This window comes from Corynebacterium hylobatis (assembly GCF_003955685.1).
Taxonomy (GTDB): Bacteria; Actinomycetota; Actinomycetes; order Mycobacteriales; family Mycobacteriaceae; genus Corynebacterium; species Corynebacterium hylobatis.
Genome location: NZ_RXHJ01000006.1, coordinates 113341 through 128300, shown reverse-complemented (window position 1 = coordinate 128300; position 14960 = coordinate 113341). Strand labels below are relative to the sequence as shown.

The 14960-nt window shown below is 66.3% G+C and carries 16 protein-coding genes; 9 read left to right on the top strand and 7 right to left on the bottom strand.

Annotated elements, in window-relative coordinates; genetic code table 11:
- Positions 1-115: 115 nt before the first annotated feature.
- From EAH68_RS15060 to EAH68_RS14935, 3 genes are read left to right on the top strand one after another with little or no spacing between them, the layout of a single operon-like run.
- Positions 116-238, top strand: a complete 123-nt coding sequence (locus EAH68_RS15060) for a hypothetical protein (protein ID WP_277600459.1) — start codon at positions 116-118, stop codon at positions 236-238.
- 43 nt (positions 239-281) lie between these two features.
- Entirely contained in the window at positions 282-461 is a 180-nt protein-coding gene (locus EAH68_RS14940; protein WP_241228325.1) for a hypothetical protein, read from the top strand.
- Between the two features lie 36 nt (positions 462-497).
- Positions 498-1004, top strand: a complete 507-nt coding sequence (locus EAH68_RS14935; protein ID WP_241228324.1) for an IS630 family transposase — start codon at positions 498-500, stop codon at positions 1002-1004.
- Between the two features lie 86 nt (positions 1005-1090).
- Here the strand turns inward: EAH68_RS14935 and EAH68_RS06335 are convergent, their stop codons facing one another.
- The 5 genes from EAH68_RS06335 to EAH68_RS06315 form a co-directional block, all read right to left on the bottom strand.
- Entirely contained in the window at positions 1091-2047 is a 957-nt protein-coding gene (locus EAH68_RS06335; RefSeq protein ID WP_241228323.1) for a YihY/virulence factor BrkB family protein, read from the bottom strand.
- Between the two features lie 285 nt (positions 2048-2332).
- A complete protein-coding gene (locus EAH68_RS15130; protein WP_126120482.1) occupies positions 2333-3169 on the bottom strand; it encodes a hotdog domain-containing protein in 837 nt (278 codons plus the stop codon).
- A 28-nt stretch (positions 3170-3197) separates the two neighbouring features.
- The gene (locus tag EAH68_RS06325; protein ID WP_126120481.1) at positions 3198-3659 is read right to left on the bottom strand and encodes a cupin domain-containing protein; all 462 of its coding nucleotides are present in this window, start codon (positions 3657-3659) and stop codon (positions 3198-3200) included.
- 35 nt (positions 3660-3694) lie between these two features.
- Entirely contained in the window at positions 3695-4900 is a 1206-nt protein-coding gene (locus EAH68_RS06320) for an acyl-CoA dehydrogenase family protein (RefSeq protein WP_126120480.1), read from the bottom strand.
- Positions 4901-4931: 31 nt separating this feature from the next.
- Positions 4932-5411 carry a MaoC/PaaZ C-terminal domain-containing protein gene (locus EAH68_RS06315; RefSeq protein ID WP_126120479.1) on the bottom strand — a complete coding sequence of 160 codons (480 nt, stop codon included), beginning with the start codon at positions 5409-5411 and terminating at the stop codon, positions 4932-4934.
- A gap of 219 nt (positions 5412-5630) precedes the next feature.
- Between EAH68_RS06315 and EAH68_RS06310 the strand changes: the two genes are divergently transcribed.
- Together EAH68_RS06310 and EAH68_RS06305 are read left to right on the top strand one after the other, a co-directional pair.
- Positions 5631-7181 (top strand): acyl-CoA carboxylase subunit beta, encoded by a 1551-nt coding sequence (locus EAH68_RS06310; protein ID WP_206436372.1) that lies wholly within the window; start codon positions 5631-5633, stop codon positions 7179-7181.
- An 11-nt stretch (positions 7182-7192) separates the two neighbouring features.
- A complete protein-coding gene (locus tag EAH68_RS06305; protein ID WP_126120478.1) occupies positions 7193-7522 on the top strand; it encodes an EthD family reductase in 330 nt (109 codons plus the stop codon).
- 134 nt (positions 7523-7656) lie between these two features.
- Here the strand turns inward: EAH68_RS06305 and EAH68_RS06300 are convergent, their stop codons facing one another.
- Both EAH68_RS06300 and EAH68_RS06295 read right to left on the bottom strand, forming a co-directional pair.
- Complete coding sequence (locus tag EAH68_RS06300; protein ID WP_126120477.1) at positions 7657-8406, bottom strand: SDR family NAD(P)-dependent oxidoreductase; 750 nt, start codon at positions 8404-8406, stop codon at positions 7657-7659.
- 16 nt (positions 8407-8422) lie between these two features.
- A complete protein-coding gene (locus EAH68_RS06295; protein ID WP_126120476.1) occupies positions 8423-9688 on the bottom strand; it encodes an alkene reductase in 1266 nt (421 codons plus the stop codon).
- A 134-nt stretch (positions 9689-9822) separates the two neighbouring features.
- Between EAH68_RS06295 and EAH68_RS06290 the strand changes: the two genes are divergently transcribed.
- The 4 genes from EAH68_RS06290 to EAH68_RS06275 all read left to right on the top strand — a co-directional run bounded on the left by EAH68_RS06290 (position 9823) and on the right by EAH68_RS06275 (position 14960).
- The gene (locus tag EAH68_RS06290) at positions 9823-10455 is read left to right on the top strand and encodes a TetR/AcrR family transcriptional regulator (RefSeq protein ID WP_126120475.1); all 633 of its coding nucleotides are present in this window, start codon (positions 9823-9825) and stop codon (positions 10453-10455) included.
- A 207-nt stretch (positions 10456-10662) separates the two neighbouring features.
- Positions 10663-12237, top strand: coding sequence for a class I adenylate-forming enzyme family protein (locus EAH68_RS06285; RefSeq protein ID WP_126120474.1), 1575 nt, complete (start codon positions 10663-10665; stop codon positions 12235-12237).
- Positions 12238-12270: 33 nt separating this feature from the next.
- Positions 12271-14067, top strand: a complete 1797-nt coding sequence (locus EAH68_RS06280) for an acetyl/propionyl/methylcrotonyl-CoA carboxylase subunit alpha (protein ID WP_126120473.1) — start codon at positions 12271-12273, stop codon at positions 14065-14067.
- A complete protein-coding gene (locus tag EAH68_RS06275) occupies positions 14064-14960 on the top strand; it encodes an HpcH/HpaI aldolase/citrate lyase family protein (protein WP_126120472.1) in 897 nt (298 codons plus the stop codon). The genes EAH68_RS06280 and EAH68_RS06275 overlap by 4 nt, the downstream gene beginning before the upstream one ends.

Sequence of the window (14960 nt, the reverse complement as noted above, 5' to 3'; positions counted from 1 at the left end):
ACTGCGAACCCCGGTGATTTCTTCTAATTTTACGGCACGGTAGTGGAGCCAGCCCATTATTCACTGAGATGAGAGGCTTCCCTGGAAGCCCTTAGCGTTGGGGATCCTCTTGTTGATGGGAGAGGGGCGCTCGCGCTTCATCGCCCAACGCCTAGACGGACTGGTCGACGAACCCCGACCCGGCAGGCCAGCCACAATCAGCCTCGACCAGGTCGAGCAGGTCATCATCGACACCTAAGGAATCCACACCACCGAATGCCACCCACTGGTCACGGGCGAGTATGGCCGAGAAATCCGGGCTGTCGAAGTCCACGGTCGGCCGGATCTGGAAGGCCTTCGGCCTCAAGTCCCACCTGGAGGAGGGATTCAAGCTCTCCACCGATCCCTTGTTTACCGAGAAGGTCTACGACATCGTCGGACTCTATTTGAATCCGCCGGAGTCGGTGGATGAGAAATCCTAGGTAAAGGCACTGCAAAGGTCCCAGCCGGCGCTGCCGATGATGCCGGGCACGCCCGAGCGGCGCAGTCACGACTATGTCCGGCATGGCACCACGAGCTTGTTCGCGGCGCTCAATGTCTCTGATGGAACGGTGATCTCCTCGATCCATCGGCGGCGCCAGGCTGTGGAGTTCAAGAAGTTTCTGACCAAGATCGACAATACGGTCCCGGAACACCTGGATGTCCATGTCATCTGTGACAACTACGCCACCCACAAACATCCCACCATCAACACCCGGCTGGCCAAGCATCCCCGGTTCCACATGCATTTCACCTCGACGTACTCCTCCTGGATTAACCAGGTCGAGCGACTCTTTGCTGAGGTGACCCGGAAGCTTCTTCAGCGCTCGGATCATCGGAGCGTGCAGGCCCTGGAGAAGGTTTTACGTAACTGTGTGACGGCCTGGAATGAGGATCCCCGGCCGTTCATCTGGACGAAAACCGCAGAGGAGATCCTTGCCTCTATCGCCCGATACTTGAAACGAATTAAAGACTCAGGGCACTAGCGTTTCTCCTCAACCCCTCCCGGTGGGCAGTGCTGCCGGAGCGCTTCGTATCCTCACCGTCCTCACCATCAACATCTTCCGCATCCTCAGGACATCGTCCCATTGTGTGCGGCGCGCAGCTTCCGGCCGTCAGCCTCGAGTTTCTCAGGCACCTCCTGTTGCTTTTCCACCTTGGCGGTATCGCGTGGGGGCAGCTGGATGTTCTCTTCAGCTGCGATGTCGGCCTGCAGTTCGCGGGCGCGCTCGACCTCGGCGTCGATCTCGACGCCCAGCAGCAGGACAATGTTGAACACCCACAGGGTGAACAGCAGGGCCATGACACCGCCGACGGCTCCGTAGACGCTGTAGCCGCCGAGAAAGGAGAAGTACAGGTACAGCGCTCCCGTGGCCAGTGCGATACCGATGATGGCGACGATCGAACCCAGGCTGATCCACCGGAACTTCGGCTGCCGGACGTTCGGGGTGAAGTAGTAGAGCACTGCGATGAGGCCGATGAGCAGCGCGAGGATCACCGGCCACTTCACCCAGGCCCACACCGGCAGGAAGGTACCCATGAGGAAGTCGAGGGCCCCGGACAGGCCGAGCATCCCGGAGACCACCGTCTCGTTGAGAACCAGGTAGATGAGGGTGCGCACGATACCCAGCAGCAGACCCAGGGTGGTCGCCAGCATGGTACCGGTCAGCTTGATCAGCCCACGTCCCTCAGTGCGTTCGTAGATGGTGTTGGTGCTGCGGGAGAAGGCCTTCACGTACGCCGAGGAGGACCACAGGGCGGTGGTCACACCGATGATCAGGGCGAACGCGCCACCGGTCGCTGAACCGGTGCCGGTGTCGATCAGGTCGGTGACCAGCTCCTGGTCGTCGACGGGCACATAGGTCTCGGCGAAATCCTCCACCAGGGTTGTCATGGACTCGGCGTTGGTGGCCAGCACCAGGGTGATGGTGGAGAACACCGCCAGCATGGACGGTGCCAGGGACAGGACCGTGAAGTAGGGGAGCATGGTCGCCAGATCCGTGCCACCGTCGGAGATGAACTCCCGCACCGACCGTTTCAGGGCGTACTCCCAGTTGGACCCGGTGAGCTTGGTTGGGGCGTCGGGCTTCTTCTCACTGTCAGGAGCAGGGCGTCGACAGCATCCAGTGTTTCGTCGATGTGTTCCTAGGGTGCCACGTGAGATCCTCTCGTCGCGTGCATAACGGTCCGTGAATGTTTCGGGGAGTCCCATCGTAGAGTCGCGCGGCGGCGGTGACGAGCCTTGCCGTGGAGAGCGCGAGGACGCCGGACAACCGCAAGGTCGTCCGGCGTCTTCCGGGCTTGGCCGTACCGTTTACATCGTCGCCACCCGGTGCAGGGTCGCCAGCCCGAAGGTCGCTGCTGAGCCGTCAGCATTACGGATGCACACCTCAGCCAGCACCACGGAGCGGGAGGAGTGGATGATGTCCACGACGATCCGGAGGTCACCGTCGAGGACACCCGGGCGCAGGTAGGACATTCGCAGGGAGGCGGTCCGGAAGGGCTCCCCGGGGAAGTTCTCGGACTGTTCCCACGCCTTCCGGGCGGCGAGCTCCGAGAACCCCAGGCTGATGCCGCCGTGCAGCATCCCCATCGGGTTGCGCATGCCCGGATCGACCCGGAGGAGGAACTCGCTCCGGGTGCCCGACTGCTCGGCCAGCTCCAGATGGGAATCGAGAGAGGTCAGCCAGGAGGGTGCGTCCGCCGGCTGCGGGTCCTGCCGGTGCGGGGAGTCATCGCCGGGGAAGAATCGCATCCGCTGGCCGACGGTGGCGATCAGCTCACCGGTGTCAGCGCGCACCTCGCCGGTGCTGTGTCCCCAACCGGCGGAGCTGTGGTCGGCGGTGGCGGTGCAGATCAACCGGCCCGCGTCCACCGGAATGGGGGCATGGAAATCCACGCTGATCTCCGTGCTGACACCCCACTGGTCGGCACTGCGGGCGGTGAGGGCGGCGTAGGCGGTGGTGTCGTCGATAAGCACTCCGGTGGCGCCCTGGTGCACGCCGGAGCCGTCCCCGTAGAGTGCCCACTCACCCAGGCGCATGGCTCCTTCAGCGGTGTGGCCTTCGGTCAGCACCGGCTGGATGCCGAAGGCCACCTCGCCGGGACCACGGAAATAGGGGACCGGGCGGGTGGTGGCGGTCTTCTGCATGAGGGGCTCCTTAGCTGGGGTGAGGGGGTCAGGACCGGTAGTCGATCTCGATGTCGGCGACGTCCTGGTCCTCGAGGTTGACCACGATGTTGTCCGGGGTGCGGGTGGTCATCCAGATCAGCTCCTCGGTCTTGCTCGCGTTGCCCTCGATGTGCGGCATGAACGGCGGGACGAAGACGAAATCGCCCTCCTCCATGTAGGCGATGTTCTCGTAACGCTCACCGTAGCGGATGTAACCGCGGCCCTTGAACACATAGCCGCCGGTCTGGGCCTCGCCGTGGTGGTGGGCGCCGGAGACCTCGCCGGGTCCGGTGTAGACCTTGCCGAACCAGATCTTCGAGGCCGCCGAGTTCTCTTTGGACACGCCGGAGATGCGGCGGGCATTGTGGGTCTGGCCGGGGGCGGCGGCGAGATCGTCGGCGCGGTTGACGGTGAAGATGTCGACGTTCTTGTTGATGTCGAAGTCGGGGCCGGGGATGTTCTGGGACATGGGGATGGTTCCTTTCAGAAAGTGATGGGGGTGGATCAGTAGGAGCGGGGCAGGCCCAGGTGCTTCTCGCCGATGTAGTTGCGGATCATCTCGTCGGTGAGCGGGGCGAAGGTGTAGAGCCGGGCATCGCGGAAGTAGCGCTGCATGGGCAGCTGGCGCAGGAAACCCCAGCCGCCCATGACGCGCATGCCGATATCCGAGGCGGTCGTGCCGGCCTCCGAGGCAGCCAGCTTGGCCATGGCCGAGAGAGTCTCGTTGGCCCCACCCTCGGCCTCGTCCGAGGTGCGCGCCGCGTTGTGGAGCAGGAGGCGGGCTGATTCGATCTTGACGGCGGCGTCGACAAGCTCGTGCTGCAGCGCCTGGAAGGCGCCCACCGGACGGCCGAAGGCCTCGCGGTCCTTGGCGTAGGCCACGGCGTGCTCCAGCGCACCGCGTCCGATGCCCAGGGCCACGGCGGCACCGTTGAGGCGCTCACCGTTGAGGGTGGCCAGCACCTGCCGGAAACCGCGGTCGACCTCGCCGAGGACGAACTCGGCCGGGATGACCACGTCCTCGAAGACGATGTCGGCCTGCTCCAGGGCCCGGATACCCATCGTGTCGATGGGGGTGGTGGTGATACCCGGGGTGGAGCGCGGCAGGATGAACATGGTGATGCCGTCGATGGAAGAGCGTTCGATCTCCGTGGTGCGTGCCAGCACGAGCAGGAAATTCGCGGTGGACGCACCACCGATCCACTTCTTCCGGCCGTTGAGGACGTAGGAGCCGTCCGCGCGCCGGGTGGCCCGGGTCTTCATGGCGCGGGCGACGTCGGTGCCACCGTCCGGCTCGCTCAGGGCGAAGGACATGCGGGCGTCGCCGGCCAGCAACGGCGCCAGGAATTCCTGGCGCTGGGCGGAATTGCCGAAGGAGTGGAGCAGTTCGACGCCCATGTACTGGACGACGATGCTCACGCCCACCGAGGTGGCGCCAGCGCCGAGTTCCTCGAGCACCGTCACCTGGCTCTGGTGGGCGGCCTTGCGGCCGTCGATTTCGGTTTCCAGGCGGATGAGGCCGGCGGCCGCGAGCTCGTTGTAGAGCTCCAGGTCGTAGGTTTCGTTCTCGTCGTGTTCGGCGAGACGTTCCGGGGTCACGTGTTCGGCGAGCACCCGGCGCACCCGGGCGCGGACCTCGGCGACGTCGGGGGTGTCGGCCAGTGTGGCGAAGGGTGCCAGGGCCGGGGTGGTGGTCGGGGGAGCGGTCATGATGTTCCTTTCGGTGTTCCGGGGCCCGGGTTCAGCGACGCTCGATGAGGAAACTGCTGGTGAAGTTCATGACGACCTCGTCATGCTGGTTGAACACCGTGTAGCCGAGCGACCAGACGCCGTGTTCCGGCTTCTTCGTTTCGCGGGCCAGTGTCACCTCGGCCTCGACGCGGATGGTGTCGCCGATGAGGACCGGCTTCGTGGCGCGTACCGCGTCCAGTCCCAGCCAGGCGACCACGTGGGTGAAGTAACCGGTCTGGGTCATCAGACCCAGGGCCGCCGAGAGTGTCAGCGGGCCGTGGCAGATGCGCTGGCCGAAGGCGGTCTGCTCGGCGTACTGGGCGTCCAGGTGCAGGGAAACCCAGTCACCGGTCAGGCCGGCCCAGTTGACCAGGTGGGCCTCGGTGATGGTGAGTCCGGGGCTGCGCAGCTTGTCGCCGGTTTCGAGGGCGTCCCAGTAGTGGTCGGGTGCCCCTTTGATGGCGGGGGCGAGGGGGGTGGCGTTGGTCATGGTGGTCATTCCTTCCTGAGGTGGTCCCAGTCGAGCATCACAGGTTGTGTCGACTGTGTCATTTCGGTGGAACTGTGGCCTGTCTCTCAACATACACTAGACTAACGTATGTTCGTTCGTGTACCAATAGAGAAAGAAACATTGACTGTCTGACCGACCCGACCGGAGGACCCCATGACCCAGACCATCCCCGCACAGCAGACCACCGAGCAGACCACCATGAACACGGAGGACCAGATGAACGAGACTGTCCATGAGAGGCTGGCCCGCAGCCTCGGGGAGGCCCGCCTGGGTGGGCCGGAGAAGAACCGCAAGAAGATCATCGACTCGGGCAAGCTGCTGGTCCGCCAGCGCCTGGACCTGCTTTTCGACGACCAGCACTACATCGAGGACGGCCTGCTGGCCCGCTTCGAGGAGGGGCTGCCGGGCGATGCCGTGGTCACCGCCTTCGGCAAGGTCGACGGCCGGGAGGTCTGCGTCATCGCCAACGACTTCAGCGTCAAGGCCGGCACCTGGGGTAACCGCACCTTCGAGAAGATCATCCAGGCGCAGGAGAAGGCCAATGAGGCCGGCATCCCCATCGTCTACCTCTTCGACTCCGCCGGTGCCCGCATCAACGAGCAGTTCGAGTCCTTCGCCGGCCGCCACGCCTGGGGCAACATCTTCTACAACCAGGTCCAGATCTCCGGGCGCGTCCCGCAGGTCTGCGCCCTCTTCGGCCCCTCCCCGGCGGGCTCGGCCTACGTGCCGGCCCTGTGTGACCTGACCATCATGGTCCGCGGGCACGCCACCGCCTACCTGGGTTCCCCGCGCCTGGCCGAGATGGTCACCGGCGAGAAGGTCACCCTCGAGGAGATGGGTGGTGCCGAGATGCATTGCACCGTCTCCGGGCTGGGCGATGTGCTCGTCGAGGATGACGCCGAGGCCATCGCCGCGATCCGCGTCTGGCTGTCCTACCTGCCCTCCGACTGGGAGACCCCGGCACCCATCGCCCCGGCCACCGAGCCGCGCGAGGGCCGCACCCTGGAGGAGATCGTCCCGCTGCGCGAGGCCGAGGTCTTCGACATGGAGGAGTTCGTCGAATCCCTCGTCGACGAGGGCAGCTGGTTCCCCTATAAGGAACTCTTCGCCCCGGAGATGCTCACCGGCTTCGCCCGCATCAACGGCCGCCCCGTCGGCCTGGTGGGCAACCAGCCGATGCACATGGGCGGGTCCATCTTCCCGGACTCCTCCGACAAGGCGGCCCGGTTCATCTGGATCTGCAACGCCTACAACATCCCGATCCTGTTCCTGGTGGATATCGCCGGCTACATGATCGGCTCCGAGGTGGAACGCCAGGGCATCATCCGCCACGGCGCGAAGATGATCTTCGCGGTCTCCGAGTGCCGTGTCCCGCGCATCACGGTGCTCGTCCGCAAGGCCTACGGCGGTGGTTACCTGGCGATGTCCGGTGCCCCGATGAACCCGGACGCTGTCATCGCCCTGCCGACGGCCCGCCCGGCGTTGATGGGTCCGGATGCCGCCGTCAACGGCATCTACTACAACCAGATCCACGAGATCGAGGATCCGGAGGAGCGCAAGGCCTTCATCGCCGAGAAGCAGGCCGAATACGCCGAGGGCATCGACGTGTTCAAGATTGCCAACGCCAACGCCGTCGAGGCGGTCGTCCCGGCCAATGAGCTGCGCGACGACCTGACCCGCCGCCTGGGGCTGTACTCCAGGCGTAAGGCCGTGCCGGTCGAGCGCCGCCAGGCAGTCACCCCGGTCTAGGGGGGAAGCTCATGGTCAAGATCGTCGCGATCGTGAAGAAGAAGCCCGGGCACACCCGGGAGGAGTTCCTCCACCACTGGAACGTCGAGCACCCCGCCTACGTGCGTGAGCTGCCCGGCATCCGGCGGTACCGCCAGAACCCGGCCATCGCCCACCGCAAGGAATGGCCCTATGACGGGATGGCGGAACTGTGGTTCGATTCCGTGAAGGACGTCGCCGTGGCCTACGCCGGCCCGGAGGCGGAGGCATTGTTTGAGCACGAACGGCTCTTCCTGGGCAGCATGGAGTGGTTCATCGCGGATGAGGTCGAGATCGATCTCGCCGTGGAAGCGAGGGCTTGACGACGCCCCCGTGCCCATCAAGAGCCCTCCCCGCGCCGGGTCTCCGGTGCGGGGAGGGCTCTTGTTGCTGCGGGCGCAGACAGGCAGGGGCGGCACCCGGACACCGGGTGCCGCCCCTGTCGTCGGGAATCAGGTCAGCGGTCGAAGAGCGAGAAGACCTGGGTCGCCCCGCCGTCGATCACCAGGTCCGCGCCGTTGATGTTCTTCGCGTCCTCAGAGAGCAGGAAGGTGATCATCGCACCGATCTCCTCCGGCTGGACGATCTGCTCGGTGGGGACCTTGCGCTTGACCTGGTCTCGGACCTCCTGGATCACCATGCTCGTGTCCACCACACCCGGGCAGACGGAGTTGACGGTCACGCCGGTGCCCCAGAAATCGACCAGCAGGGAGCGGGTCAGGTTCGACAGGCCCGCCTTGGAGGCCGCGTAGCTGGGGTAGTGGTAGCCGGTGGTGCCGGCGATGGAGGAGATGTTGATGATCCGCCCCCAGCCCTGTTCCACCAGCTGCGGGGCAAACGCCCGGATCATCCGGAAGGGGCCGTTGAGGTTGATGTCGATGGCCCGCTCGAAGGAGCCTCCCTCGTGGTCGGCGAGGTACTTGCGGTCCAGGATGCCGGCGGCATTGACCAGTGCCTGGATGTCACCGACGGACTCCTGGACCTCGGCGAGCAGCCGCTCGACCGAGTCATCGCTGGTGACGTCGAGTTCAAAGGGGTGGGCGGAACCGTCGGCCGCGGTGATCTGGTCGGCTGCGGCCTGGGCCGCCTCCAGGTTCAGGTCGGCGCAGAGCACGGTGTGGCCGGCCTCGGCGAGACGGGCGTTGATGCCCCGGCACATGCCGCCGGCGGCGCCGGTGACCAGGACGTTGAGGGAGGTGGGGGTCATGGGTGGGTTCCTTCGCTCAGGAGACGGTTGAATAGGTGGCCACCAGCTCGCGGAGCTGGTGGAGGGAGTGCAGCTCGCCGGAACGGACCAGGTCCAGCGGGGTCCGGGACGACAGCTGCTCGAGGTGGGCCGCCGCGGATATGGTGCCCTCCTCGATGGCCGCCCGCAGCTGTGCCCACCGGTCCTCCTCCGCGAGGGAGGGGTAGGTGATGTAACCTTCCGCACCACCGGCGTAGAAGGTCCGTTTCTCCGGTGGGTTGAGCGGACTGCCCGTGCGCAGGCGTTCCGGGAGGTCCGGGTTGGCGATGAAGGTGCGGCCGAAGCCGACCAGGTCCGCCACACCGTCCGCCAGACGCTGTTCGGCGGAGGCGAGATCGTGCTCACCGGTGACGATCACCGGGCCGCGGAAGAGGGCGGCGAGCTTTTCGGTGGGTACCGCGTCCTCGGCGATCTCCGCCGTGGTGCTGCCGGCGATCTCCGGTTCCACCAGGTGCAGATAGGCCAGGCCGTGGCGGTTCAGCGCTGCCACGACGTGGCTGTGCAGCGCCGTCTTGTCCTCGTCGAGGGCGTCCATCCAAGTGGAGGAGGGGGACAGGCGCACACCCACGCGGGAGGGTGGGACGTGGGTGGCGACGGCGTCGAGAAGCTGGTGCAGGAAACGCGCCCGGTTGGCCGGGGAACCGCCGTACTCGTCCGTGCGCTGGTTGGAGCCGGAGTTGAGGAACTGGTCGATGAGGTAGCCGTTGGCGGCGTGGATCTCCACGCCGTCGAAGCCCGCCGCCATGGCCCGTGCCGCGGCCTGGGCATACTGGTCGATGACCTTCCGGATGCCCTCGCGGGAGAGCTGGCGCGGGGTCTCGTAGGGGAGGCGGTCCGGTTTGCGGTAGTACCGGTAATTCTCGATGCGCACGGGGGAGGGGGCGAAAGGCGGCAGGCCGTCGGGCTGGACAGAGGAGTGCGACTGTCTGCCCACGTGCCAGAGCTGGGCGAAGATCACCCCGCCCTGCTCATGGACCGCGCGGGTCACCCGGCGCCAGGCCTCGACCTGCTCGTCGTTGTAGAGGCCCGGCACCCGGGGGTAGGCCACACCCTGGGGGGAGACGACCACCCCCTCGGAGACGATGAGGCCGGCGCCGGCCCGTTGGGCGTAGTAGGCCTCCATCAGCGCCGTGGGGATCCCCTCCGGAGTGGCCCGACTGCGGGTCAGGGGCGCCATGACGGTGCGATTGCGCAGCTCAAGGGGGCCCAGATGGAAGGTGCTGAACAGGGAGAAGTCTGACATCTGCTCTCCTAACGTACGATTGTTAGTAAGTCTTAGCGTCACCGACCGGTGCGCTATTGTCAATAGCGTGAGAAGAAAGAATCCACGTTTCCCCGGAACGGGGGAAGCTGACCGGACGATCAAGTGAGGGATGTATGGCGCGCACGGGGAGAAACACCAAGGAAGTGGTCCGGGAGAAGGCCGCAGAATTCTTCTTCGAGAAGGGCTACGACGCCACCAATCTCCGGGAGGTTGCAGCCGCCTCAGGGCTGAAGATCGGCAGCCTCTACAACCACATCGAGAGCAAAGAGGACCTCCTGCTCCAGGTGATGGGCGGGGCCATCGATGATCTGGTCGCCGAGCAGCAGGCCTCCCTGCAGGTGGAGGGTGATGCCGTGGAGCGGCTGCGTTCGGTGGTGGAATGCCATATCCGATTCCATGCGGGCCGGGCCAAGGAGGTCTACATCGGCAACACCAACCTCCGGGCACTCTCGGAGGAGGCGCGCCGGGCGATCGTGGCCAAGCGCGCCGACTACTCCAACGTCATCGAGGCCGCCGTCGTGGAGGCCGGCAGATCCGGCCTCGCCTCCGTGCTGGACCCCCGTCTGCACACGTACAGCATCGTCGCCCTGGGCACGCATCTGGCGGGCTGGTACCGGCCCGGGGGGCGCCTGAGCCTGGACGAGATCGTGGAAACTTACACCAAGTTCGTCCTCCGGGAAATGAAGGTCGCGGACGCCGACGAGCGGGTGGATGCGGCGGCGCGGTCCGGAAAAGTCGCATCATAGCCGATAATTTGAACGGCGTTCAATAGTACTGCCGCGGGCGGGGTGACCAGGTCACCTCGCCTTTTTTCATGACCAGTTTCACTGCCCCTCTTGCGTGAGACGCGGGCCACAGCCTAGACTCGCTTACGAACGATCGTTAGTTTTAGAAAGTGATCCTCATTCTCCCGCGGTCCACACCGCCGGGAACACAGCAGAAAAGGGGCAGCGATGCGAACCATCGGAGACTGGTTGCACCTCCATCAGCGCCAACGGCCGGCGAAGGAGGCCCTCGTGGGTGTTGACGGGCGGCGCACCTACGGGGAATTGGCGGAACGATCCTGGGCCCTCGGACGCGGACTCCGGAGTCTGGGCGCGCAGCCCGGCAGCCACATCGGCGTCCTGGCCGCCAACACCGTCTACAACGCCGAGATGTTCTTCTCCATCGCCGCCAGCGGCGGCGTCTATGTCGCCTACAACTGGCGCTGGACCGAACTGGAGCTGGCTGAGGGCATCGAGGAGACCGGGGCCGGGATCATCCTGGTGGAGGAGCAGTTCCTCCCCCTCCTGGAAGGTGCCCTGGAGATCTACGGTCGCACCCACGACCAGCTGCCCACCGTCATCGTCCAGGGCGCCCAGACCGACAACCTGCGGCAGGGGAGCGGTCCCCTGCTGGACCCCACCACCCTCGACTCCCCTCTGTGCATCATCTACACCGGTGGCAGCACCGGAAAGTCCAAGGGCGTCGTCCTCTCCCACCGCGCCGCCGTGGCCAACGCCTTCAATGAGCTGGTGGACTGCCAGCTCGGATCCCGCCCGCATGAGCGCGGGTTGATCGTCACCCCGCTGTTCCACTCCGCCGGCCTGCTGTGCTGGCTCGTCGCCCACTTCGTCGGCGGGGCCACCAGCGTCCTGGCCCCGAAATTCGACGCCGAGTCACTGGTCGACTGGGTGGGCCGGGAGAAGATCACCAACACCTTCATGATCCCGAACATGATGCGCAAGATGATGGACAACGGTGTGCTGGCCGATCCGGTCTTCCGCCAGAACCTGCGGGCCCTGCACACCGGAGCCGGCCTGCTGCGCATGCCCGACAAAGAACTCTTCGCGGAGATGCTGCCGGGCACCGACCTCTACTACCGCTACGGACTCACCGAGGCCGGCCCCATGGTTACCCGCCTGCGCCCCGAGGACATGTTCGACCCCGAGGTCGACGGCTCCATCGGCCAGGAGTACTTCATGGCCGAAGTGCAGCTGCAGGACCCGGACGGCCGCCCCACCCCGGTCGGTGACCTCGGTGAGATCTGCGTCCGCGGCCCGTCGCTGATGACCGGCTACTACGGCCGCCCCGAACAGACCGCCGAGGCACTGCAGGACGGCTGGCTGCGTACCGGGGATGTGGCCACGCAGAACGACCGTGGCTACTACTTCTTCCGCGACCGGCTCAAGGAGATGATCAAGACCGGCGGCGAGAACGTCTACGCCGCTGAGGTCGAGCAGGCCCTCCACATGCACCCGGCCGTCCTGGAGGCCGCGGTGGTCGGGGTGCCGGACCTCAAATGGGATGAGGAGGTCCGCGCGGCCATCGTCCTGCGCAGCGAGGTGGCCGCCACCCAGGAGGAGCTCTCCACCTTCCTGCGCACCCAGCTGGCCGGCTACAAGATCCCCAAACAGATGGTCTTCCTCCAACCGGAGGAACTGCCCCGCTCCGCCGCCGGCAAGCTGCGCAAGGCCACCCTCAAGCAGAACCTCGGCTGGACCAGCCCCGACCCGGCGGCCCGGACCACCAAATCAGAGACCTTCTGATCCCCACCTTTTCCCCATAAGGAGACATGACAGATGTTCAACAAGATCCTGATCGCCAACCGCGGCGAGATCGCGGTGCGGATCATGGCGACCTGCGCCGACCTCGGCATCAAGACCGTGGCCGTGTACTCGGCGGCCGACAGCGAGTCCCTGCACGTCCGCCGCGCCGACGAGGCAGTCAACCTCGGCGACGGCCCCTCGAGTGAGAACTACCTCAACATCCCCGCCATCATCGACGCCGCCCTTAAGACCGGTGCCGAGGCCATCCACCCCGGCTACGGCTTCCTGGCGGAGAACGCTGAGTTCGCCCGCGCCGTGGCCGCTGCCGGTCTGGTGTTCATCGGTCCCTCCGGTGACGCCATCTCCGCCATGGGTGAGAAGGTCACCGCCCGTGAGCTGGCCGTCGCCGCCGAGGTGCCGCTGGCGCCCGGTTCCAACGGTGCCATCGAAGGTGCCGAGCAGGTCCTGGCCTTCGGTGAGGAGCACGGTTACCCCGTGCTGGTGAAGGCCTCCCACGGCGGTGGCGGTCGCGGGATGCGCCGTATCAACTCCGCCGACGAAGCCGCTGAGGCCGTGGCAGCGGCCGAGCGCGAGGCGGCAGCAGCCTTCGGCAACAGTGAGATCTACCTGGAGCGCTACCTCACCAACGCCCGCCACGTGGAGGTCCAGGTCTTCGCCGACACCCACGGCAACGCCGTCTACTTCGGTGACCGCGACTGCTCTGTCCAGCGCCGCCACCAGAAGCTCATCGAGGAGGCTCCCGCCCCCGGCCTGAGCGAGAAGATGCGTAAGGGCATGGGTGAGGCCGCCGTCCGGCTGGCCCGCCGGGTCGGCTACGTGGGCGCCGGCACCGTGGAGTTCCTCGTGGAAGGTGAGAAGTTCTACTTCCTGGAGATGAACACCCGCATCCAGGTCGAGCACCCCGTCACCGAGCTGGTGCAGGGCCTCGACCTGATCGCCGAGCAGATCCGCGTGGCCGCCGGCCAGCCGCTCTCGGTCACCGAATCCGGTCTGCCCCCGCGCGGTGCCGCCATCGAGGCCCGCATCAACGCCGAGGACATCAACGGCGGTCGCTTCGTCCCCACCCCGGGGAAGATCACCGCCCTCAAGGTGCCCAGCCAGCCGGGCCTGCGCTTCGACACCGGCTTCGAGGCCGGCGACGAGGTGCTGCCCTACTACGACAGCCTCATCGGCAAGCTCATCGCCTGGGGTCCGGACCGCGAGTCGGCCATCAACCGCCTGAGTCGGGCCCTTGATGAACTGGACATCCAGGGTGTGAAGACCACCGCCCCGGCCGCCAAGCTCGTCCTCGAGCACGAGGACTTCCGCGCCACCCGCTTCAACACCCTGTGGCTGGAATCCACCGTTGAATTCCCCGACGTCACCGTCGAGGATGAGGACGAGGACGACGAAGGGGATGAGCTGCTCGCCCGCAACGAGGTCGAGGTCGGCGGCCGTTTCTACGCCATCCCCTACTTCACTGAAGCCGTGCCCGGTGCCCCCGTGGCAGCGGGAGCGGCACCCGCGGAGGCGCCGACCAATGGTGGCGCGGGCCGACCGCGCACGGGCGGCGGGCGTCGAAAAGCGAAGAAGGCCTTCGACGGCACCGTCAAGGCCCCCATGCAGGGCACGATCGTGCAGATCAAGGTCAGCGCAGGCCAGCAGGTCAGCGCCGGGGACCTCCTCTTCGTCCAGGAGGCCATGAAGATGGAGAACCCCATCACCGCCCCCGCCGACGGAACGGTCGGCGAGATCCTCGTCGGCCTCGGTGAATCCCTGGCCGCCGGTGCCGCCCTGACCACCCTGGAACTCGAGAAGGTGAACGCATGAAACCCGTGAGATCCCTGCTGTTCGTCCCCGGACACAAGAAGGACTGGATCCACAAGGCCCTGGCCTCCGAGGCCGACGCCATCATCATCGACCTGGAGGACGCCGTCCCCCAGGAGGACAAGGCCCTCGCCCGCAGTAACGCCCGCGAAATCCTCGCGGAGGTCGCCGGTACCGGAGCCACCGTCCTCATCCGGCCCAACGCACTCGACACCGAGCACTTCGGCGCGGATGTCGCCGCGGTGGTCCGGGAGGGGTTGACCGCCCTGCTGCTGCCCAAACTCTTCAGCCGCGATGACGTGGTGCGTTTCGACGCCCTCGTCACCGCCGCCGAGATCGCCAACGGTCTCCCGCGCGGACAGGTCGAACTCATGCCCTCACTGGAGACGGCCGCCTCAATCAACAAGGTCGACGAGATCCTCGCCGGACCCCGCGTCGGCGGCGTGATGGCCGCCGCAGCCAAGGACGCCGATGTCTCCCGCGAGGTCGGTTTCACGTGGACCCCCGAGGGTCTGGAAACGCTCCACCTGCGCAGCAAGGTGGTCCTCGCCGCGCGCTCCGCCGGTATCCGCTGCATCGTCCTGGGCCTGTGGCAGGAAGTCCGCAACCTCGACGGTCTGCGCACCTTCGCCCAGGACAACAACCGGCTCGGCTACACCGGGCAGGTGCTCATCCACCCCTCCCACGCCCCCGTGGCCAACGAGGAGTACGGCCTGTCGGAACGACAGATCGCCTACTACCGCGGCCTGATCGCCGCCTTCGAGAAGGCCACCGCGGAAGGGCACGGCGCCGTCTCCTACGAGGGCGACCACATCGACCTGGCGCACGCCAACCACGCCCGCGAGGCACTCGCCGTCGCCGGCATCTCCACCGAACTCATCACTGAAGGAGCCTGA